22 protein-coding genes, 1 tRNA gene and 1 riboswitch are annotated in these 17,479 nt (G+C 71.0%); of the genes, 14 read left to right on the top strand and 9 right to left on the bottom strand.

Going from position 1 to position 17,479, the window contains the following annotated elements:
• Positions 1 to 9: 9 nt before the first annotated feature.
• The 4 genes from AB0O40_RS03335 (at position 10) to AB0O40_RS03320 (ending at position 1,977) form a co-directional block, all read left to right on the top strand.
• A complete protein-coding gene (locus AB0O40_RS03335) occupies positions 10 to 432 on the top strand; it encodes a M67 family metallopeptidase (RefSeq protein WP_365035109.1) in 423 nt (140 codons plus the stop codon).
• A gap of 77 nt (positions 433 to 509) precedes the next feature.
• Positions 510 to 617 carry a putative leader peptide gene (locus AB0O40_RS03330; RefSeq protein ID WP_310941867.1) on the top strand — a complete coding sequence of 36 codons (108 nt, stop codon included), beginning with the start codon at positions 510 to 512 and terminating at the stop codon, positions 615 to 617.
• 131 nt (positions 618 to 748) lie between these two features.
• Positions 749 to 1,027, top strand: a complete 279-nt coding sequence (locus AB0O40_RS03325) for a MoaD/ThiS family protein (RefSeq protein ID WP_365035107.1) — start codon at positions 749 to 751, stop codon at positions 1,025 to 1,027.
• Entirely contained in the window at positions 1,027 to 1,977 is a 951-nt protein-coding gene (locus AB0O40_RS03320) for a cysteine synthase (protein WP_365035105.1), read from the top strand. The genes AB0O40_RS03325 and AB0O40_RS03320 overlap by 1 nt, the downstream gene beginning before the upstream one ends.
• Positions 1,978 to 2,043: 66 nt before the next feature.
• Here AB0O40_RS03320 and AB0O40_RS03315 read toward each other — a convergent pair whose 3' ends face one another.
• A complete protein-coding gene (locus tag AB0O40_RS03315) occupies positions 2,044 to 2,484 on the bottom strand; it encodes a type II toxin-antitoxin system PemK/MazF family toxin (RefSeq protein ID WP_365035103.1) in 441 nt (146 codons plus the stop codon).
• A gap of 199 nt (positions 2,485 to 2,683) precedes the next feature.
• Between AB0O40_RS03315 and AB0O40_RS03310 the strand changes: the two genes are divergently transcribed.
• Complete coding sequence (locus AB0O40_RS03310) at positions 2,684 to 3,436, top strand: MBL fold metallo-hydrolase (protein ID WP_365035101.1); 753 nt, start codon at positions 2,684 to 2,686, stop codon at positions 3,434 to 3,436.
• 9 nt (positions 3,437 to 3,445) lie between these two features.
• On the opposite strand, the gene AB0O40_RS03305 is transcribed toward AB0O40_RS03310, so the two are convergent.
• From AB0O40_RS03305 to AB0O40_RS03295, 3 genes are all read right to left on the bottom strand, one after another.
• Positions 3,446 to 4,345 (bottom strand): hypothetical protein, encoded by a 900-nt coding sequence (locus AB0O40_RS03305; RefSeq protein WP_365035099.1) that lies wholly within the window; start codon positions 4,343 to 4,345, stop codon positions 3,446 to 3,448.
• A 99-nt stretch (positions 4,346 to 4,444) separates the two neighbouring features.
• Positions 4,445 to 5,695: a PTS transporter subunit EIIC gene (locus AB0O40_RS03300; protein WP_365035097.1), complete on the bottom strand. Its 1,251-nt coding sequence runs from the start codon at positions 5,693 to 5,695 to the stop codon at positions 4,445 to 4,447.
• A gap of 352 nt (positions 5,696 to 6,047) precedes the next feature.
• On the bottom strand, positions 6,048 to 7,349 hold the full coding sequence (locus AB0O40_RS03295; protein WP_365035095.1) for a PTS transporter subunit EIIC: 1,302 nt from the start codon (positions 7,347 to 7,349) through the stop codon (positions 6,048 to 6,050).
• 176 nt (positions 7,350 to 7,525) lie between these two features.
• On the opposite strand from AB0O40_RS03295, the gene AB0O40_RS03290 reads away from it, so the two are divergent.
• The 4 genes from AB0O40_RS03290 (at position 7,526) to rdgB (ending at position 9,864) form a co-directional block, all read left to right on the top strand.
• Positions 7,526 to 7,831 (top strand): PTS glucose/sucrose transporter subunit IIB, encoded by a 306-nt coding sequence (locus tag AB0O40_RS03290; RefSeq protein ID WP_365035093.1) that lies wholly within the window; start codon positions 7,526 to 7,528, stop codon positions 7,829 to 7,831.
• A 145-nt stretch (positions 7,832 to 7,976) separates the two neighbouring features.
• Positions 7,977 to 8,711, top strand: a complete 735-nt coding sequence (gene rph, locus AB0O40_RS03285; RefSeq protein ID WP_365035091.1) for a ribonuclease PH — start codon at positions 7,977 to 7,979, stop codon at positions 8,709 to 8,711.
• A 102-nt stretch (positions 8,712 to 8,813) separates the two neighbouring features.
• The gene (locus AB0O40_RS03280; RefSeq protein ID WP_365035090.1) at positions 8,814 to 9,203 is read left to right on the top strand and encodes a hypothetical protein; all 390 of its coding nucleotides are present in this window, start codon (positions 8,814 to 8,816) and stop codon (positions 9,201 to 9,203) included.
• Between the two features lie 58 nt (positions 9,204 to 9,261).
• A complete protein-coding gene (gene rdgB, locus AB0O40_RS03275) occupies positions 9,262 to 9,864 on the top strand; it encodes an RdgB/HAM1 family non-canonical purine NTP pyrophosphatase (protein ID WP_365035088.1) in 603 nt (200 codons plus the stop codon).
• Between the two features lie 56 nt (positions 9,865 to 9,920).
• Here rdgB and AB0O40_RS03270 read toward each other — a convergent pair.
• The 4 genes from AB0O40_RS03270 to bcp all read right to left on the bottom strand — a co-directional run bounded on the left by AB0O40_RS03270 (position 9,921) and on the right by bcp (position 11,784).
• Positions 9,921 to 10,004: transfer RNA gene (locus AB0O40_RS03270), tRNA-Leu, on the bottom strand.
• A 49-nt stretch (positions 10,005 to 10,053) separates the two neighbouring features.
• Entirely contained in the window at positions 10,054 to 10,308 is a 255-nt protein-coding gene (locus tag AB0O40_RS03265; RefSeq protein ID WP_365035203.1) for an HNH endonuclease, read from the bottom strand.
• Between the two features lie 227 nt (positions 10,309 to 10,535).
• On the bottom strand, positions 10,536 to 11,189 hold the full coding sequence (locus AB0O40_RS03260) for an HNH endonuclease signature motif containing protein (RefSeq protein WP_365035086.1): 654 nt from the start codon (positions 11,187 to 11,189) through the stop codon (positions 10,536 to 10,538).
• A gap of 127 nt (positions 11,190 to 11,316) precedes the next feature.
• Entirely contained in the window at positions 11,317 to 11,784 is a 468-nt protein-coding gene (bcp, locus tag AB0O40_RS03255) for a thioredoxin-dependent thiol peroxidase (RefSeq protein WP_365035084.1), read from the bottom strand.
• 103 nt (positions 11,785 to 11,887) lie between these two features.
• On the opposite strand from bcp, the gene AB0O40_RS03250 reads away from it, so the two are divergent.
• The 3 genes from AB0O40_RS03250 (at position 11,888) to AB0O40_RS03240 (ending at position 13,064) form a co-directional block, all read left to right on the top strand.
• Entirely contained in the window at positions 11,888 to 12,205 is a 318-nt protein-coding gene (locus AB0O40_RS03250) for a DUF3618 domain-containing protein (protein ID WP_365035082.1), read from the top strand.
• Between the two features lie 46 nt (positions 12,206 to 12,251).
• A complete protein-coding gene (locus tag AB0O40_RS03245; RefSeq protein WP_365035080.1) occupies positions 12,252 to 12,593 on the top strand; it encodes a co-chaperone GroES in 342 nt (113 codons plus the stop codon).
• A gap of 50 nt (positions 12,594 to 12,643) precedes the next feature.
• A riboswitch (guanidine-III (ykkC-III) riboswitch) is annotated at positions 12,644 to 12,714 on the top strand.
• A gap of 29 nt (positions 12,715 to 12,743) precedes the next feature.
• A complete protein-coding gene (locus AB0O40_RS03240) occupies positions 12,744 to 13,064 on the top strand; it encodes a multidrug efflux SMR transporter (protein ID WP_030158619.1) in 321 nt (106 codons plus the stop codon).
• A 17-nt stretch (positions 13,065 to 13,081) separates the two neighbouring features.
• Here the strand turns inward: AB0O40_RS03240 and AB0O40_RS03235 are convergent, their stop codons facing one another.
• Entirely contained in the window at positions 13,082 to 15,505 is a 2,424-nt protein-coding gene (locus AB0O40_RS03235; protein WP_365035078.1) for a transglycosylase domain-containing protein, read from the bottom strand.
• 268 nt (positions 15,506 to 15,773) lie between these two features.
• On the opposite strand from AB0O40_RS03235, the gene AB0O40_RS03230 reads away from it, so the two are divergent.
• Positions 15,774 to 16,607, top strand: coding sequence for an ABC-2 family transporter protein (locus AB0O40_RS03230; RefSeq protein ID WP_365035076.1), 834 nt, complete (start codon positions 15,774 to 15,776; stop codon positions 16,605 to 16,607).
• Positions 16,608 to 16,614: 7 nt separating this feature from the next.
• Positions 16,615 to 17,472 (top strand): ABC transporter permease, encoded by an 858-nt coding sequence (locus tag AB0O40_RS03225; RefSeq protein WP_365035201.1) that lies wholly within the window; start codon positions 16,615 to 16,617, stop codon positions 17,470 to 17,472.
• The last annotated feature ends 7 nt before the right edge of the window (positions 17,473 to 17,479 follow it).

Here is a 17,479-nt window from a genome sequence, read left to right as displayed (position 1 = left end):
CTGAGCCCCATGCTGACCCTCACCCAGGACCTGTACGACAAGATCGTCGCGCACTCCCGTCAGGACCACCCCGACGAGGCCTGCGGCGTGGTCGCCGGCCCGGCCGGCACCGGCCGCCCCGAGCGGTTCATCCCGATGCTCAACGCCGCGCGCTCGCCCACCTTCTACGAGTTCGACTCCGGGGACCTGCTCAAGCTCTACCGCGACATGGACGACCGGGACGAGGAGCCCGTCATCGTCTACCACTCGCACACCGCCACGCAGGCCTACCCCTCGCGCACCGACGTCACGTACGCGAACGAGCCCGAGGCCCACTACGTGCTGGTCTCCACGGCGGACACCGACGGCGCGGGGGAGTTCCAGTTCCGCTCCTTCCGCATCGTCGAAGGCGTCATCACCGAGGAAGAAGTCCAGGTCGTCGAGGCCTACTGACCACATCGTGAGCGGCGGACGTCCAGGATGTGGGATCACACTCCAAACGTGAGACCGGGAATCGTTAACATGACCGCATGGTTCCCCACGACGTGAGCATCGAGACGCCCGGCAGGCTGCTGCTCGTGGCGCGGCTGCACGTCGACCTGTGCCGCCTCGCCAGCGCGATCTGTCCCGCCGCCTGATCCCTGACCGAGCCGAGCCGATCCCCGATCGAGCCGAGCCGCACCACCCCCTTCCTCGCGCGGGGGCCGGCGCCGCGCGCCGCGCGCCCCCTCACGCACGCCACCGCACCACCGACTCACTGGAGCCCGCCATGGCCATCGAGGTCCGCATCCCGACCATCCTCCGCACCTACACCGACGGCGAGAAGGCCGTCTCCGGCCAGGGCGCCACGCTCGCCGACCTCTTCGCCGACCTCGAGACCCGCCACAAGGGCATCGAGGAGCGCATCGTCGACGGCGGCCAGCTGCGCCGCTTCGTGAACGTCTACCTCAACGACGAGGACGTCCGCTTCATCGACGGCATCGCCACCAAGCTCGCCGACGGCGACAGCGTGACGATCCTCCCGGCCGTGGCCGGCGGCTCCGTCTGATGCGTTACGACTCCCCGCTGGCGGCGGTCGGCAACACCCCGCTGGTCCGGCTGCCGCGGCTGTCCCCCTCGGAGGACGTGCGGATCTGGGCCAAGCTGGAGGACCGCAACCCGACCGGCTCCATCAAGGACCGCCCCGCGCTCCACATGATCGAGCAGGCCGAGAAGTCCGGCCGCCTGTACCCCGGCTGCACCATCCTGGAGCCGACCTCCGGCAACACCGGCATCTCGCTCGCGATGGCGGCCCGGCTCAAGGGCTACCGCATCGTGTGCGTCATGCCGGAGAACACCAGCCAGGAGCGCCGGGACCTGCTGGCCATGTGGGGAGCCGAGATCGTCTCCAGCCCGGCCGCGGGCGGCTCCAACACCGCGGTCCGGGTCGCCAAGGAGCTCTCCGCCGAGCACCCCGACTGGGTGATGCTCTACCAGTACGGCAACCCGGACAACGCGGGCGCCCACTACGCCACCACGGGCCCCGAGATCCTGGCCGACCTCCCCTCGATCACCCACTTCGTGGCGGGCCTGGGCACCACCGGCACCCTCATGGGCGTCGGCCGCTACCTCCGCGAGCAGGTCGAGGGCATCACGATCGTCGCCGCCGAACCCCGCTACGACGACCTGGTCTACGGGCTGCGCAACCTGGACGAGGGCTTCGTACCGGAGCTGTACGACGCCTCGGTGCTCACCACCCGCTTCTCGGTCGGCTCCGCGGACGCGGTCACCCGCACCCGCGAGCTGCTCCAGCAGGAGGGCATCTTCGCCGGCGTCTCCACCGGGGCCGCCCTGCACGCCGCCATCGGCGTCGGCAAGAAGGCCCTCAAGGCCGGGCAGTCGGCGGACATCGTCTTCGTGGTCGCCGACGGCGGCTGGAAGTACCTCTCCACCGGCGTCTACACGGCCGCCACCACCGAAGAGGCCATCGAAACCCTCCAGGGCCAGCTCTGGGCCTGAGCCTGCGGGCTCTCCTTTTCGGGGACGCGTGGGGCGCGGACCGGGCTCCGCGCCCCCGCGCTCCCCTCAGGCGAGGTGGCGGACCTGGTCCCACAGGGCCGGGTCCACCACCCCCACCCGCCGCCGGAACTCCCGCAGCGGCACCTCCCGCAGCTCGTCCGTCTCCAGGAAACTCGGCCGGCCGTGGGCGTCGCCCACCGTCCCCGGCGGCAGCGGGATCACCCCTGGCCGCTCGTCGTGGTACTTGCTGGTGATCTTCACGACCCGGGCCGTGTGCCCCCGCACCCCCAGCACCAGGCACGGCCGGTCCTTACGGCCCGGCCCGTCCTCGAACGGCACCGCCGCCCACCAGATCTCGGCCGGCCGCGGACCCGGCGCCGGCTCCGAACCCCGCCCCGGCCCGCGCACCGTACCCGCCGGCGGGCGCCCGGGACGCCGGCCCACCAGCACCGCCACCACCGCCAGCGCCACCAGCGCGGCCACCGCGGGCCACCAGGACGTGTCCATGGTCCGACGGTAACCGGCAGGTATGCAGACCGCCTGTACGGGGCATCGCTCCCCCGGGTGACACCGCAGGTGAGTTCGCCCACACAGGCCTGCCGCAGAGGAGCGACCGGCCCTTTCGCGCCTTACCTTTGACGCACGCACGGCCCCCGTCGCCCCCGCCGTCCCACGTCCACGGACCGTCCACGGAGGTTCCTGCTCCATGAAGCTCACCGTCGTCGGCTGCTCGGGTTCGTTCCCGTCCGCGGAATCGGCCTGCTCGAGCTACCTCGTCGAGGCCGACGGCTTCCGGCTGCTCCTCGACATGGGCAACGGCGCCCTCGGCGAGCTGCAGCGCCACATCGGCCTGTACGACCTGGACGCGATCTTCCTCAGCCACCTGCACGCCGACCACTGCATCGACATGTGCGCCTACTTCGTCGCCCGGTACTACCGGCACGAGGGCGGCCGGTGCGCCCCGATCCCCGTCTACGGCCCCGAGGGCACCGAGCAGCGGCTGACCACGGCCTACGAGGACGTACCGGACCAGCACTCCATGAGCGAGGTCTTCGACTTCCGCACCCTGGCGCCCGGCAGCTTCACCATCGGCCCCTTCCAGGTCCGCACCGAGCGGGTCAGCCACCCCGTCGAGGCCTACGGCATCCGGGTGGAACACGACGGCCGGTCGCTGGCCTACTCGGGCGACACCGGCACCTGCGAGGCGGTCGGCACCCTGGCCCGGGACACCGACCTCTTCCTCTGCGAGGCCTCCTTCACCCACGGCAAGGAGGACATCCCGGACCTCCACCTCAACGGCCTCGAGGCCGGCCGGTACGCCGAGCTGGCCGGCACCCGCCGCCTGGTCCTGACCCACATCCCGCCGTGGACCGACGCCGACCGCAACCTCGCCGACGCCCGGACGGCCTACTCCGGCCCGGTGGAACTGGCCCGCGCGGGCGCCGTGTACGAGATCTGAGGCGGCCGGTCAGCGGGACCGGCGACCCGAGAGGGCCATCCGGTTCCAGGTGTGCCGGCGGCCCCGGACCGCCACCGAGTACGCGTACATCAGCTCCGGATCGCACATCCCCGGCAGGTACGAGTCGCCGAAGTGGTGCGCGTCGAAGCCCGCCTCCTTGGCGTTCAGCGCCAGCTGCGGCACCACGTCCGCGTGCGCGCCCTCCTGGCTGGTGCCGATGGCGCCCATCACGATCGCCCCCGCGTCCTGCACGGCCGCCACCGCCTCGGCGGCCAGCTCCCGGGTCACCCCCGGCAGGGTCCCCGGCAGCGGCATGACCACCCCGTCCGCCCCGGCCTCCACCAGTGCCGTCAGCCGGCCCGTCGTCACCCGCTCCGGATACCCGGCGTGGTGCATCTTCCCCGACCACAGCGCCACCCCGTCCCCGAGACCGCGCCGCAGCTCCTCGGTCACCCGGGCCATCGCCGCGTACGACCCGCCGGTCCCCGGGTTCGCCGTGATGCACAGCATCGCCGCCCCCATCCCGATCAGCCGCTTGGCGTACTCGGGCTTCGCGCGCCGGATCTCCGGCACGTCGCCCGGCTCCAGGTTGACCGCCACCGGCCGGCCGATGACCTGCGCCAGCTCGGTAAAGGAGGCGAACTCGCCGAGCCCGGGCAGCCGCAGCCGCTCGCCGTCCCAGCCCCGCTCGATCAGGTTGAGCACCACGATGTCCGCCCCGAAGGCGGCCACCAGCTCGGCGTTGTGCACGCCCCGGCCGTCGGGGTGCGGCGAGAGCGCGGCCCGCTCCGCGAAGACCTCGGCCACCATGGTCCGGCCCTCGGCGGCGGCCACCGCCCGGGTCAGCGCCCGGCCGTGCAGCGCGGCCAGCTCGTCACGGTCCAGGTCGAGAATGCGCGTGTCGTTCATATATCGACCGTAAGGGCCGGAAAACGCCGAAGTCCCCGTCCTTCGTAAGGAAGGACGGGGACTTCGGACCCGACTTTCGCGGCGCCGGAGGGCAGGGGCCTACTTGGCCTCTTCCTTCTCCAGCTCGGCGAGCTCCTCGTCGGACTCACGGCCCGGCGTCGGCAGGTTGAACTTGGTGATGGCGAAGCGGAACACCACGTAGTAGACCGCGGCGAAGGCCAGGCCGATCGGGATGATCATCCACGGGTTGGTGGCGAGCTTCCAGTTGAGCAGGTAGTCGATCAGACCGGCCGAGAAGCCGAAGCCGTCGTGCACGCCCAGGCCCCAGGTGACGGCCATCGAGATACCGGTCAGCACCGCGTGGACCGCGTACAGCAGCGGGGCGAGGAAGAGGAAGGTGAACTCGATCGGCTCGGTGACACCGGTGACGAAGGAGGTCAGGGCCAGCGAGATCATCATGCCCAGGACGGCCTTGCGGCGCTCGGGGCGGGCGCAGTGGGCGATGGCCAGGGCGGCGGCCGGCAGGCCGAACATCATGATCGGGAAGAAGCCGGACATGAACTGGCCGGCCGTCGGGTCACCGGCGAAGAAGCGCGGGATCTCACCGGTCACGATCGAGCCGTCGGCCTTGGTGAAGGAACCGACCTGCTGCTGGAAGAACGTGTTGAGGAACTGGTGCATGCCGACCGGGATCAGACCGCGGTTGAAGACACCGTAGATGCCGGCGCCGACCGAGCCGAGGCCCATCAGCCAGTCACCGAAGTTCGTCAGCGCGTCGCCGACCGGGCCCCAGGCGAGACCGAAGACCACACCGAAGACCGTGCCGATGAAGGCCATCAGGATCGGGACCAGGCGGCGGCCGTTGAAGAAGCCGAGCCAGTCGACCAGGCGGGTCTTGTGGAACTTCTGCCACACGATGGCGGAGACCAGGCCGACGATGATGCCGCCGAGCACGCCCGGGTCCTGCGGCTTGCCGGCCGGCAGTGCGGCGGTGACGGATCCGTCCATCGGGAACGCGGTCAGCACGTTCTTGTAGACGAGGAAGCCGACGAGCGCGGCGAGGGCGGTGGAGCCGTCCGCCTTCTTGGCGTAACCGATGGCGACACCGACGCAGAAGAGCAGCGCGAGGTTGGAGAAGACCGCGCCACCGGCGGTGTTGAAGACCGAGGCGACCTTGCCCCAGTGGAGGCCGTCCTTGCCGAACACGTCGTCCTGGCCCAGGCGCAGCAGGATCGCTGCGGCGGGCAGCACGGCGACCGGGAGCTGAAGGCTCTTGCCGATCTTCTGCATGCCCGCCATCAGGCCGGCGCCCCGCTTCTTAGCGGGCGCGACCGCACTGGCCGTACTCATAACTTCCTCCAGAAGGCAAGGCGCCGCCAGAGGGATGACCTACGGGGGGACGGCGACGTCTCGGATTGGGGGCACGAGAGCACGGAACGGGCTCGCGTGGTCTACACCAATCGGTGGTGTAGACCAGTTGTAACACGGTGAGGGTTAGATAAGGAACCTTCGATAAACTGTGGTCTACACCACATCCGGGAACCGGGGCCGAAAGGCCTGATCCCGGGCCCGGGGCCCCACTTGCCACCCGCCCGCGCCACCCCCGACGCCCCCGCCGGCGGGCATGACGAAGGCCCCCGGACAAGGAATCCGAGGGCCTTCGCGGCCGGGCCTTTCGGCCCGGCGGGGGAGCGGGGGCGCGCTACGCCTTGGTCACGTCCTTCTGCATCTGCTCGATCTCCTCGTCCGACTCGCGCCCCGGCGTCGGGATGTCGAACTTCGTGATCGCGAACCGGAAGATCACGTAGTACACCACCGCGAAGCACAGCCCGATCGGGATGATCAGCCACGGCTTCGTGGCGATGCTCCAGTTGATGACGTAGTCGATCAGGCCGGCCGAGAAGCTGAAGCCGTCGTGCACCCCCAGCGCCCAGGTCACCGCCATCGACACGCCCGTCAGCAGCGCGTGCACCGCGTACAGCAGCGGCGCCACGAACAGGAACGAGTACTCCAGCGGCTCCGTGATGCCGGTGACGAAGGAGGTCAGGCCCACCGACAGCATCAGGCCGCCGACCTCCTTGCGGCGGGCCGGCTTCGCGCAGTGCGTGATCGCCAGCGCCGCGGCCGGCAGCGCGAACATCATGATCGGGAAGAACCCGCTCAGGAACTGGCCCGCGTCCGGGTCCCCGTTCAGGAACATGTTGATGTCGCCGTGCACCACCGTGCCGTCCGACTTCGTGTAGCTGCCGAACTGGAACCAGATGGGCACGTTCAGGAACTGGTGCAGGCCGATCACCAGCAGCGCGCGGTTCGCCACGCCGAACACGCCCGCACCCCACGCACCCAGCCCCACCAGCCAGTCGCTGAAGCTCTCCAGCGCGTCGCCGATCGGCGGCCAGATCCACAGGCACAGCACCGCGAACCCGATCGCCACGAACGACATGATGATCGGCACCAGCCGCCGGCCGTTGAAGAAGCCCAGCCAGTCCACCAGCTTCACCCGGTGGTACCGCTGCCAGAACCACGCCGCCAGCAGCCCCATCACGATGCCGCCGAACACCCCCGGGTTCTGGTACGTGAAGCCCGTCACCGAGAAGTCCGGCGCCTGGCAGCCCGCCGCGACCGCCTTCGCGCCCTCCGTGCAGTCCTTCGGGAACTTGTGCAGCACCCCGAAGTACACGAGGAAGCCGGCCACCGCCGCCAGCGCGGTCGAACCGTCCGCCTTCTTGGCCATGCCGATCGCGACACCGATGCAGAACAGCAGCGGCAGGCCCAGGCTCCCGTCCAGCAGCGCACCACCCGCGCCGGACATCACCTTCGCGACGTTCTGCCAGTCCAGGCCGTCCTTGCCGAAGACGTCGTCCTGACCCAGCCGGTTCAGGATGCCCGCCGCCGGCAGCACGGCGATCGGCAGCTGGAGGCTCCGGCCCATCTTCTGAAGGCCCTGGAAGAGGCCGTTCCACCACTTCGGCTGCGGTGCCGCCGCCGCACTGGTCGCGCTCATGGCGTCCTCCCTGCCGTCGCCGGGTTTGGCGAGGGCCGCTCACTGGTGTAGACCAGTTGTCGATAGCGATGAGAGCGGGCCCGCCGAGGCGGTCCGCCGCTGATCGTCATCATTCGGCAGGACCCGCGCTACCGCGCGCGTAACTGGTCCAACCGTGCGTTACCGTGACAAAGCGGATGCGCACGCGCACCCACCGGTACGCCTGCCGCCGCCGAGACTCGTTCCTTGAAAGACACAGGGAGAAGGACATGGCCACCAAGGCTGAGAAGATCGTCGCCGGGCTCGGCGGTATCGAGAACATCGAAGAGGTCGAGGGCTGCATCACCCGCCTCCGCACCGAGGTCGTCGACCCGTCCAAGGTCGACGAGGCCGCCCTCAAGGCCGCCGGCGCCCACGGCGTCGTCAAGATGGGCACCGCGATCCAGGTCGTCATCGGCACCGACGCCGACCCCATCGCCGCCGACATCGAAGACATGATGTGAGTCGAGCCCCCCGGCTCACGGAGTGAGCGGAGCCGGCGGCCGCACCACCGGCCCCCGGCCCCGCCACCCCTCACTCATCCGTACGAAGGCCCCGCCCCGGCACCACCCGGGCGGGGCCCTCGTCGTCAACGGCTACGCTCGACCCATGTCTCGCATCGACGGCCGCACCCCCGAACAGCTCCGCCCCGTCACCATCGAACGCGGATGGAGCAAGCACGCAGAGGGCTCCGTCCTCATCTCCTTCGGCGACACCAAGGTCTTCTGCACCGCCTCCTTCACCGAAGGCGTCCCCCGCTGGCGCAAGGGCAGCGGCGAAGGCTGGGTCACCTCCGAATACTCGATGCTGCCCCGCTCCACCAACACCCGCGGCGACCGCGAATCCGTCCGCGGCAAGATCGGCGGCCGCACCCACGAGATCTCCCGCCTCATCGGCCGCTCCCTGCGCGCCGTCATCGACTACAAGGCCCTCGGCGAGAACACCATCGTCCTCGACTGCGACGTCCTCCAGGCCGACGGCGGCACCCGCACCGCCGCCATCACCGGCGCCTACGTCGCCCTGGCCGACGCCATCGCCTGGGGTCAGCAGAAGAAGCTCATCAAGGCCGGCCGCAAGCCCCTCACCGGCACTGTCGCCGCCGTCTCCGTCGGCATCGTCGACGGCACCCCCCTCCTCGACCTCTGCTACGAGGAGGACGTCCGCGCCGAGACCGACATGAACGTCGTCTGCACCGGCGACGGCCGCTTCGTCGAGGTCCAGGGCACCGCCGAGGGCGAGCCCTTCGACCGCAAGGAGCTCAACGCCCTCCTCGACCTCGCCGCCGGCGGCTGCGCCGACCTGGAAGCCCTCCAGCTCCGGGCCCTCGGCACCCTCGGCGACTGACGCAACCGGCGCCCCCCGCCCCGGCGTCTTGACGGACACGGGCGCACGGACCGAAGCTTCGGCCCAGTGCGCCCTTCCGTGCACACCGACCGGGGGGACCTGATGACCACGCGCCACCGCCGCAGCACCGCCCTCGCCGTCGCCGCCCTCCTGGCGGTGCCGGCCCTGGGCGCCTGCGACGCGATCAACACGGCCATGGACTGCGCCAAGACCGCCGTCGCCATCACCGACGCGGTGAACGACCTCCAGCAGGCCGTCTCCCAGGCCGGCAACAGCCCCCAGGACGCGCAGAACGCCCTCAACCAGATCGACCAGAGCCTCAAGCAGATCGGCGACAACACCGACAACGCCGACCTCGGCAAGGCCATCGACGACATGACCGCCGGCGTCACCAACGTCCGCACCGCCATCCAGAACGGCAACCCCACCCCCGACGTCACCCCCATCGCCGACGCGGCGGGCGAGATCACCAAGGTCTGCACGCCGGGCTAGGGCGGTCCGGCGGGCCCCGGCGGGGCGGGTGGTGCGGGCGGGTCCGGATAATCGAGGTATGACCCGCCTCATCCTCGCCACCCGCAACCAGGGCAAAGTCACCGAACTCCGCGCCATCCTGGCCGACGCCGGACTGCCCCACGAACTCGTCGGCGCCGACGCCTACCCGGAGATCCCCGACGTCAAGGAGACCGGCGTCACCTTCGCCGAGAACGCCCTCCTCAAGGCCCACGCCCTTGCCCAGGCCACCGGCCTGCCGGCCGTCGCCGACGACTCCGGCCTCTGCGTGGACGTCCTGAACGGCGCCCCCGGCATCTTCTCCGCCCGCTGGGCCGGCACCCACGGCGACGACCAGGCCAACCTCGACCTGCTCCTCGCCCAGCTCGGCGACATCGCCGCCCCGCACCGCGGCGCGCACTTCTTCTGCGCCGCGGCCCTTGCGTTGCCGGACGGTACGGAGCGCGTGGTGGAGGGCCGCCTCCTCGGCACCCTCCGCGACACCCCCGCCGGCGCCGGCGGCTTCGGCTACGACCCGATCCTCGAGCCCCTGGGCGAGTCCCGCACCTGCGCCGAACTGACCGCCGCCGAGAAGAACGCCATCTCCCACCGAGGCCACGCCTTCCGCGGCCTGATCCCAGTGATCCGGGAGCTCCTGGGCTGACCGGACCGGATACGCCGAAGGGCCTGCGAATCTTGGATTCGCAGGCCCTTCTCGGGTGCGGCCGGTGGGATTCGAACCCACACGGGATTTCTCCCAAGGGCTTCTAAGGCCCTCTTGGCTACCAGTTACAACACGACCGCGTGTGCCGCTGTAATGGTAGCGGTACTGCCTGAGTGTGACGACGTGCTCTCACTCGCCTCGACTTCGTGCACCTCCGCGGCACCATGTCGTCGTGATCGCATGGCAGTTGGGGCACAACAGGCGGAGGTTTTCCCTCCGGTCGTCGCTCCAGTCGCCGCTGACGTGGTCGACCTCCAGCGTCATCGGCCGGCCCCGCCATTCGGGGGCGGATCCGCACCCCGTGCAGCGTTCGGGCCGGCCGACCTCCCTGAGAGCACGTCTGAGGGTGGCAGTCCGGGTTCGTTTCGATCCGTCGTGCCGCACCAGCACCTCATCGGCCGGCCTGCCCTGTGTCGGGCCGGGCTTTCCGCGCGCGTGGGCCTGGCCCAGGAAGTGGGACGTGTCGATGGCGTTGTCGGCGACGCAGGTTCGCAGCCACGCGCGGCTTCCGCCGCTGTCCGGCAATCCGAGGCGGCGAAGCGTTGCGGCGATGCTCAAGGACGCGGCCACTGCCTCCCGAACCGTCCCGGGCGCCGGGCCCCACCGCGCGCTCACCGCCGTCCCTTGCCGCGGCCGCGGTAGGTGTCCGTGGTCGAATGGCAGTTGGGGCACAGGAGCTGGAGGTTCTCGCGCCGGTTGTCCCGCCAGTCGCCGTTGATGTGGTCGACTTCCAGGGGGAGCGGCTCGCCGAGCCAGACGGCCTCGATGCCGCAGTCGGCGCAGCGGTCATCGACGCCCGTCTCCAGCAGAGCCCTGCGCAGTCGGGCGCCCGGCACGCGCCGGGCGTGGGGTGACTCGTCGGCGAGGAGGATCTCGTCCGCGGAGCGGCGCCGCCGCGCGTCCTGCATGCGGCCGCGCGAAGGCCTGGGCTGCGCGAAGTGCGAGGTGTCTATCTCGAAGGACTTCACCTTGCGGCTGATGTGGGTGTGGTGGCCGCCGACGGTGTCCAGGCCTATGCGGCGCAGCACCTCGTTGATCGATGTCGAGGCGGCCACCGCCTCCGCCAGGACTTCGCGGGTCCATTTCTCGCCGGTCTCGCGGGTGAAGTGAGAGGTGTCCACGCCCAGCTTCCGCATGCGGTCGTGGAGGTAGCGGCGGGATCCAGTCTTGGGGTCCACGCCCAGGCGGGTCAGGCATTCGGTCAGGTTGCGGGAGGCGGCGGCCGCCTCTGCCAGGCGGGGCTTCGTGTAGGGGCTGGTCGGCATCTCGTGCTCCGTTCGGGCGCGCATTCGGCGCTCGGAAGGAGTAACGAACCGATAGTCGGACGGTTACGCCGGGTGTACGGAAAGGCCCGCACGGTCACTGACCGTGCGGGCCCTCCCGGAGGATCCGTCAGATGCCCAGGTCCTTGATGATCTTGGCTACGTGGCCGGTGGCCTTGACGTTGTAGAGGGCTCGCTCGACCTTGCCCTCCTCGTCGACGATGACCGTGGAGCGGATGACGCCCGTCACCGTCTTGCCGTACAGCTTCTTCTCGCCGAAGGCGCCGTAGGCCGTCAGGACCTCCTTCGACGGGTCGCCGACCAGGGTGACCTTCAGGTGCTCCTGTTCGCGGAACTTGGCCAGCTTCTCCGGCTTGTCGGGGGAGACGCCGATGACGTCGTAGCCCGCCTGGGCCAGGACGGCCAGGTTGTCGGTGAAGTCGCAGGCCTGCTTCGTGCAGCCGGGGGTCAGGGCGGCCGGGTAGAAGTAGACGATCACCTTGCGGCCCTTGTGGTCGGCGAGGGAGACCGCGTTGCCGTCCGCGTCGGGCAGGGAAAAGGCGGGGGCGGTGTCGCCCGGCTGGAGTCGCTCGCTCATGTCCTCAAGTCTCCTCGGGAGGGGATCCGTACGGCACGAGCGTAAGCTGACAGACTGTCCATGCCGGACTACGCCCACCCACGACCACCACGGAGGCAGCGCGGTGTCGGATGTCAGGACCCCCGCCCAGATCGAGGCGGACATCATCCGCAGGCGCGAATCGCTCGCGGAGACGCTGGACGAGATCGGGGTGCGCATGCACCCGAGGACGATCGTGGGTGACGCCAAGGCGCGGGTGGCCTCGACGGTCGACCAGACCGCCGGGCGGGCCTTCGTCGCGGTGAACCGCGTGGTCACGGACCTGAAGTCCGGCCTGCGGCACGAGGACGGCGCGCCCCGCCTGGAGCGGCTGGTGCCGGTGGCGATGCTCGCGGTGGGCGTCGTCGGGCTGTTGGCCCTGTCGACCCGGCGCAAGCGCTGATGACCCTGCGGGGTGCCCGGCGCGGGCCGGCAGGTAGGTTCTGGGTGTGAGCGAGAACCCCACCCACGACAAGCTGCCCATCCGGATGCTGCACGACCGCGTGCTCGTCAGGTCCGATTCGCCGGAGGGCGAGCGGCGGTCCGGCGGTGGCATCCTCATCCCCGCGACGGCCGCGGTGGGCAAGCGGCTGGCCTGGGCCGAGGTGGTCGCGGTCGGACAGAACGTCCGGACCGTGGAGCCGGGTGACCGGGTGCTGTACGACCCGGAGGACCGGGCCGAGGTCGAGGTGCGGGGCGCGACGTACGTGCTGATGCGCGAGCGGGACCTGCACGCGGTGGCGGCGGAGCGGCTGGAGGGGTCCGAGGACTCCACGGGGCTGTACCTGTAGCCGCCTGCGAAGGCGTACGAAGGGCCGGTGACGGGTGTCACCGGCCCTTTGCCGTTCCTTTGCTACGGTGGTGGGGAACCCGACGAGACGCGCCGTACCGGGCAGGCAAAGACGACGCACCCCGTTCGCTCTCGTCCCGGAGGTGCCGTCATGGCCTGGGTTCTTCTTCTCGTCGCCGGTCTGCTCGAGGTCGGCTGGTCGATCGGCATGAAGTTCACCGAGGGGTTCACGCGGCTGTGGCCGAGCGTGTTCACCGGTGCGGGGATCGTGGCCAGCATGGTGCTGTTGTCGTACGCCGCGAAGACCCTGCCGATCGGTACGGCCTACGGCGTGTGGGTCGGGATCGGTGCGGCGGGGGCGGCGGTGCTCGGCATGGCCGTGCTGGGTGAGCCGGTGACCGCCGCCCGGATCTTCTTCATCTGTCTGCTGCTGGTGGCCGTGGTCGGCCTGAAGGCGACCTCGGGGCACTAGGGCGTGTCCTAGGGCCGCTAGCCCGGGGTGGGGCCGGTGGTGCCGCCCCGGCTGCCGCCTCCCTGGGTGCCGGTGGTGCCGCCGCGGGTGCCGCCGGTGGTCCCTCCGGTGGTGCCGCCGCCGTCGGTGGTGCCGCCGGTGTCGGTCTCGCCCCCGGTGGTGCCGCCGTCGGTGGTGCCGCCCTGGGTCTGGCCGTTGGTGCCGTTCGTGCCGTTGGTGGTGCCGGTGTTCGTGCCGGCGTTGGTGTTGCCGCCCTGCTGCTGGCCCTGGTTCTGGTTGCCGCCGCGGTTCCCGCCGTTCCCGTTGCCGCCGTTGCCGTTCCCGGCGTTGGTGTTGCCCTGGGTGCGGCCCTCGTCGCGGCCGGGGCCGCGGGTGCGGCTGGGCTCGACGGGCGGCGGGACGTAGGCGGCGCCGGGCTGGAGCTCGAGGTCGAAGTCCTGGGCCTCGCTGCCTTCGAGGGCGGCCTTGGTGTAGGCGGCCCAGATGCGGGCGGGGTAGCCGCCGCCGTTGATGCGGTCCTGGCCGAGGGCGCCGTAGAGGGGTTCGAGGGTGCCGGCGTCGGGGTCCTGGCCCATCACGGCGACGACGGTGGCGAGGTCGGGGGTGTAGGCGGCGAACCAGGCGGCCTTGTCGTCCTCGGCGGTGCCGGTCTTGCCGGCGGCGGGGCGGCCGGCGGCCTGGGCGGCGGTGCCGGTGCCGGATTCGACCACGCTCTCCAGCATGGAGGTGGTGGTGTCGGCGGCTTCCCGGGAGACGGCCTGGCGGGAGGTGCGCTTGGGGAGGGCGAGGGTGTCGCCGTCCGGGCTGCTGACCTTGTCGACGATGGTCCAGGGCGTGTAGCGGCCGTGGTCGGCGAGGGTGGCGTAGACCTGGGTCATGTCGAGGACGCTGGCCTGGAGGGTGCCGAGGGCCATGGCGGGGACGGCGTCGAAGGCCGGTACGTCCTTGGGCATGCCCATGTCGATGGCGGTCTGCTTGACCTCGTTGGTGCCGACGTCCACGGCCATCTGCGCGTACACGGTGTTGACGGAGTTGTTGGTGGCGCTGCGGACGGTGATGTCGCCGTAGGAGCGCTGGTCCTCGTTCTCCGGGGCGTAGGCGATGGCGGAGCCCTGGACGGGGCGTTCGTTGTCGCCGTTGTAGATCGTGTTGGGGGTGATGCGGCGGCCGTCCTGGGTGCGGGAGTCGTGCTGGACGGCGGCGGTGAAGACCAGCGGCTTGAAGGTGGAGCCGGGGGTGTAGTCGCGCCGGGTGGCGTTGTTGACGTACTGCTTGGTGTAGTCGATGCCGCCGTAGAGGGCGACGACCTTGCCGGTGGCGGGGTCGATGGAGGCGCCGCCGGCGCGGACGATGCGGTCCTTCTTGCGGTCGGGGTCGAGGTCGTCCATGAGCTTGTCCTGGACGGCGGCGACGAAGTCGTTCTGGCGGCGCTTGTCGATGGTGGTGGTGATCCGGTAGCCGCCGGCGGCGAGGTCGCTCTCGTCCAGGACCTTGTTGTTGAGCAGGTAGTCCTTGATGGTCTCGACGAGGTAGCCGCGCTGGCCGGACATGCCGGAGGGGGCGCGGACCTTGCCGGGCTCGGGGAACTTGGTCGCGGCGCGTTCGGCGGGGTCGAGCCACTTCTTCTTGACCATGCCGTCGAGGACGTAGTTCCAGCGGGCGAGGGCGCGGGGGCGCTGCTGGGGGTGGGCGACCACGTCGAAGGCGCTGGGGGAGTTGAGGAGGGTGGCGAGGTAGGCGCCTTCGGCGGTGCTGAGCTTGCTGACGTCCTTGCCGTAGTAGGCCTGGGCGGCGGCCTGGATGCCGTAGGCGTTGCGGCCGAAGTAGCTGGTGTTGAGGTAGCCCTCGAGGATGTCTTCCTTGGACTCTTCGCGACCGAGTTTGATCGCGATGAAGAACTCCTTGACCTTGCGCTTGATCGTCTGTTCCTGGCCCAGGTAGTAGTTCTTGACGTACTGCTGGGTGATGGTGGAGCCGGACTGCTTGCCCTTGCCGGTGACGGTGTTCCAGGCGGCGCGGAGCATGGCCTTGGGGTCGACGGCGCGCTCGGAGTAGAAGTCGCGGTCCTCGGCGGCCAGGACGGCCTCCTGGACGGTCTTGGGGACCTGGGAGAGCGGGACGTTCATCCGGTTGACCTCGCCGTCGCGGGCGAGCTGGGTGCCGTCGGAGTAGAGGAAGACGTTGCTCTGGGCGGTGGCGGCCTTGTTGGCGGCCGGGATGTCGACGATCAGGTAGCCGGCGACGAGCGCGCCGCCGAGGAGCAGGGCGAGCAGGAGCACGCCGCCGAGGACCATCCGCCAGGTGGGGAAGATCCGCCGCCAGCCGGTGCGCTTGCGCTTGCCGGTCCCCGGGGGGCGGCCGGGGGCGCCGGCGGGCGTGGGGTGGGCGGCCCGGTCGGGATCCCGGGGGGTCCAGCCCTGCGGCGGTGACTGGTCGCTCATGTCTGCAGGGACTCCTCGGCCGGACGGTCGTTCGCCCTGATGGGCGATATTTGCTGATCTGTACCCCATGGAACACCGTCGTGTGCCGGTCGGCCGATATTCGGTCGCGTGGGTCCCCCCGCCGCACTAAGCTCGCTCGCTTTGGCTGACGCGGTTTCAGGCGGGTCGGGGGCACGGGGTCAGACGGCCGGTGCGCCCCAGGGGTTGCACGGGTGCGGGGCACACCAGGACAACGAGTCCGAATCGATATCCGAGGCGGTGGGTGCGGGTGAAAACCAGCGGGCGGGCGTGGGGCGCCGCGCGCGTCTACCCGGCGGTGGCGGTGGCCGGCTTCCGCAGGTACGCCACGTACGGCACGGCCACGGCCGCGGGGGTGTTCACGAACACCGTCTTCGGCTTCATCGTGGCCTACACGTACCTGGCGCTGTGGGGCCAGCGGCCGGGGCTGGGCGGGTACGACCAGGCGCAGGCGCTGACGTTCGTGTGGGTGAGCCAGTCGCTGCTGGCGGCGGGGGCGCTGCTGGGCGGGGGTTTCCAGGAGGAGTTGCAGGAGCGGATCCGGACCGGGGACGTGGCGGTGGACCTGTACCGGCCGGTGGACCTCCAGTTGTGGTGGCTGGCGGCGGACCTGGGGCGGGCGGCGTTCCAGCTGGTGGCGCGCGGGGTGGTGCCGCTGGTGGTGGGGGCGCTGGCGTTCGATCTGGCGTTGCCGGCGGGGCCGGGCCGGTGGCTGCTGTTCCTGGTGTCGGTGTGGCTGGGGGTGGTGGTGAGCTTCGCGATGCGGTTCCTGGTCGGGCTGTGCGCGTTCTGGCTGCTGGACGGCACGGGGGTGAACATGATCGCGACGCTGCTGGCGATGTTCTGCTGCGGGATGGTGCTGCCGCTGCACGTCTTCCCGGGGGTGTTCGGGGAGGTGGTGCGGCAGCTGCCGTGGGCGGCGATGCTCCAGGTGCCGCTGGACGTGCTGATGGGCACGCACGCGGGGGCCGGGCCGGCGCTCGGGGCCTTCGGGTTCCAGGTGCTGTGGGTGGCGGTGCTGATCGGGGCGGGCCGGCTGCTCCAGGGGGCGGCGACCCGGCGGGTGGTGGTCCAGGGTGGCTGAACGGACGGTGGCGCCGGCGGCCGGGCGGGCGGCGGGGCCGCCCCGCGGGGCGCTGTGGCGGGTGCGGGACGGGCTCCGGGGGTACGGGCTGATCGTCGGGATGTGGGTGCGTTCGACGATGGCGTACCGGGCGTCCTTCCTGCTGATGGTGGTGGGCAGCGCGCTGACCAGCGGGCTGGACTTCGTCGCGATCTTCATCATGTTCCGGCAGGTGGACGCGCTGGGCGGGTTCTCGCTGCCGGAGGTGGCGCTGTTGTACGGGTCGACCACGGTCTCGCTGGGGCTGACCGACCTGGCACTGGGCAACACGGACCGGGTGGGGGCCCGGATCCGGGACGGCTCGCTGGACACGATGCTGGTGCGGCCGGTGCCGTTGTTCGCGCAGCTGGCGGCGGACCGGTTCGCGCTGCGGCGGGTGGGGCGGATCTCGCAGGGCCTGTTCGCGCTGGGGTGGGCGCTGGCGGCGGTGGACGTGGCGTGGACGCCCGGGCGGGTGCTGCTGGTGCCGCTGATGGTGCTGGGCGGGTCGCTGATCTTCGCGGCGGTGTTCGTGGCGGGGGCGGCCTTCCAGTTCGTGGCGGGGGACGCGGCGGAGGTGCAGAACGCCTTCACGTACGGCGGGGCGACGATGCTCCAGTACCCGCCGGGGGTGTTCGCCCGGGAGCTGGTGCGGGGGGTGACGTTCGTGGTGCCGCTGGCCTTCGTCAACTGGGTGCCGGCGCTGCACCTGCTGGGGCGGCCGGATCCGATGGGGCTGCCGGACTGGGCGGCGTACGCGAGCCCGCTGGTGGCGGTGGTGGTGCTGGTGCCGGCCTCGCTGGCGTGGCGGGCGGGCGTCCGGGCGTACCGGAGTACGGGGAGTTGAGCGGTGG

The organism is Streptomyces sp. NPDC089919 (genome assembly GCF_040684615.1).
GTDB lineage: Bacteria > Actinomycetota > Actinomycetes > Streptomycetales > Streptomycetaceae > Streptomyces.
This window is presented reverse-complemented; position numbering and strand designations above follow the sequence as displayed.

Coding starts and splice junctions, on each gene's coding strand:
- AB0O40_RS03335 (WP_365035109.1), top strand. CDS start 10: ATGCTGACCCTCACCCAGGACCTGTACGACAAGATCGTCGCGCACTCC.
- AB0O40_RS03330 (WP_310941867.1), top strand. CDS start 510: ATGGTTCCCCACGACGTGAGCATCGAGACGCCCGGCAGGCTGCTGCTC.
- AB0O40_RS03325 (WP_365035107.1), top strand. CDS start 749: ATGGCCATCGAGGTCCGCATCCCGACCATCCTCCGCACCTACACCGAC.
- AB0O40_RS03320 (WP_365035105.1), top strand. CDS start 1,027: ATGCGTTACGACTCCCCGCTGGCGGCGGTCGGCAACACCCCGCTGGTC.
- AB0O40_RS03315 (WP_365035103.1), bottom strand. CDS start 2,484: ATGGACACGTCCTGGTGGCCCGCGGTGGCCGCGCTGGTGGCGCTGGCG.
- AB0O40_RS03310 (WP_365035101.1), top strand. CDS start 2,684: ATGAAGCTCACCGTCGTCGGCTGCTCGGGTTCGTTCCCGTCCGCGGAA.
- AB0O40_RS03305 (WP_365035099.1), bottom strand. CDS start 4,345: ATGAACGACACGCGCATTCTCGACCTGGACCGTGACGAGCTGGCCGCG.
- AB0O40_RS03300 (WP_365035097.1), bottom strand. CDS start 5,695: ATGAGTACGGCCAGTGCGGTCGCGCCCGCTAAGAAGCGGGGCGCCGGC.
- AB0O40_RS03295 (WP_365035095.1), bottom strand. CDS start 7,349: ATGAGCGCGACCAGTGCGGCGGCGGCACCGCAGCCGAAGTGGTGGAAC.
- AB0O40_RS03290 (WP_365035093.1), top strand. CDS start 7,526: ATGCGCACGCGCACCCACCGGTACGCCTGCCGCCGCCGAGACTCGTTC.
- rph (WP_365035091.1), top strand. CDS start 7,977: ATGTCTCGCATCGACGGCCGCACCCCCGAACAGCTCCGCCCCGTCACC.
- AB0O40_RS03280 (WP_365035090.1), top strand. CDS start 8,814: ATGACCACGCGCCACCGCCGCAGCACCGCCCTCGCCGTCGCCGCCCTC.
- rdgB (WP_365035088.1), top strand. CDS start 9,262: ATGACCCGCCTCATCCTCGCCACCCGCAACCAGGGCAAAGTCACCGAA.
- AB0O40_RS03260 (WP_365035086.1), bottom strand. CDS start 11,189: ATGCCGACCAGCCCCTACACGAAGCCCCGCCTGGCAGAGGCGGCCGCC.
- bcp (WP_365035084.1), bottom strand. CDS start 11,784: ATGAGCGAGCGACTCCAGCCGGGCGACACCGCCCCCGCCTTTTCCCTG.
- AB0O40_RS03240 (WP_030158619.1), top strand. CDS start 12,744: ATGGCCTGGGTTCTTCTTCTCGTCGCCGGTCTGCTCGAGGTCGGCTGG.
- AB0O40_RS03235 (WP_365035078.1), bottom strand. CDS start 15,505: ATGAGCGACCAGTCACCGCCGCAGGGCTGGACCCCCCGGGATCCCGAC.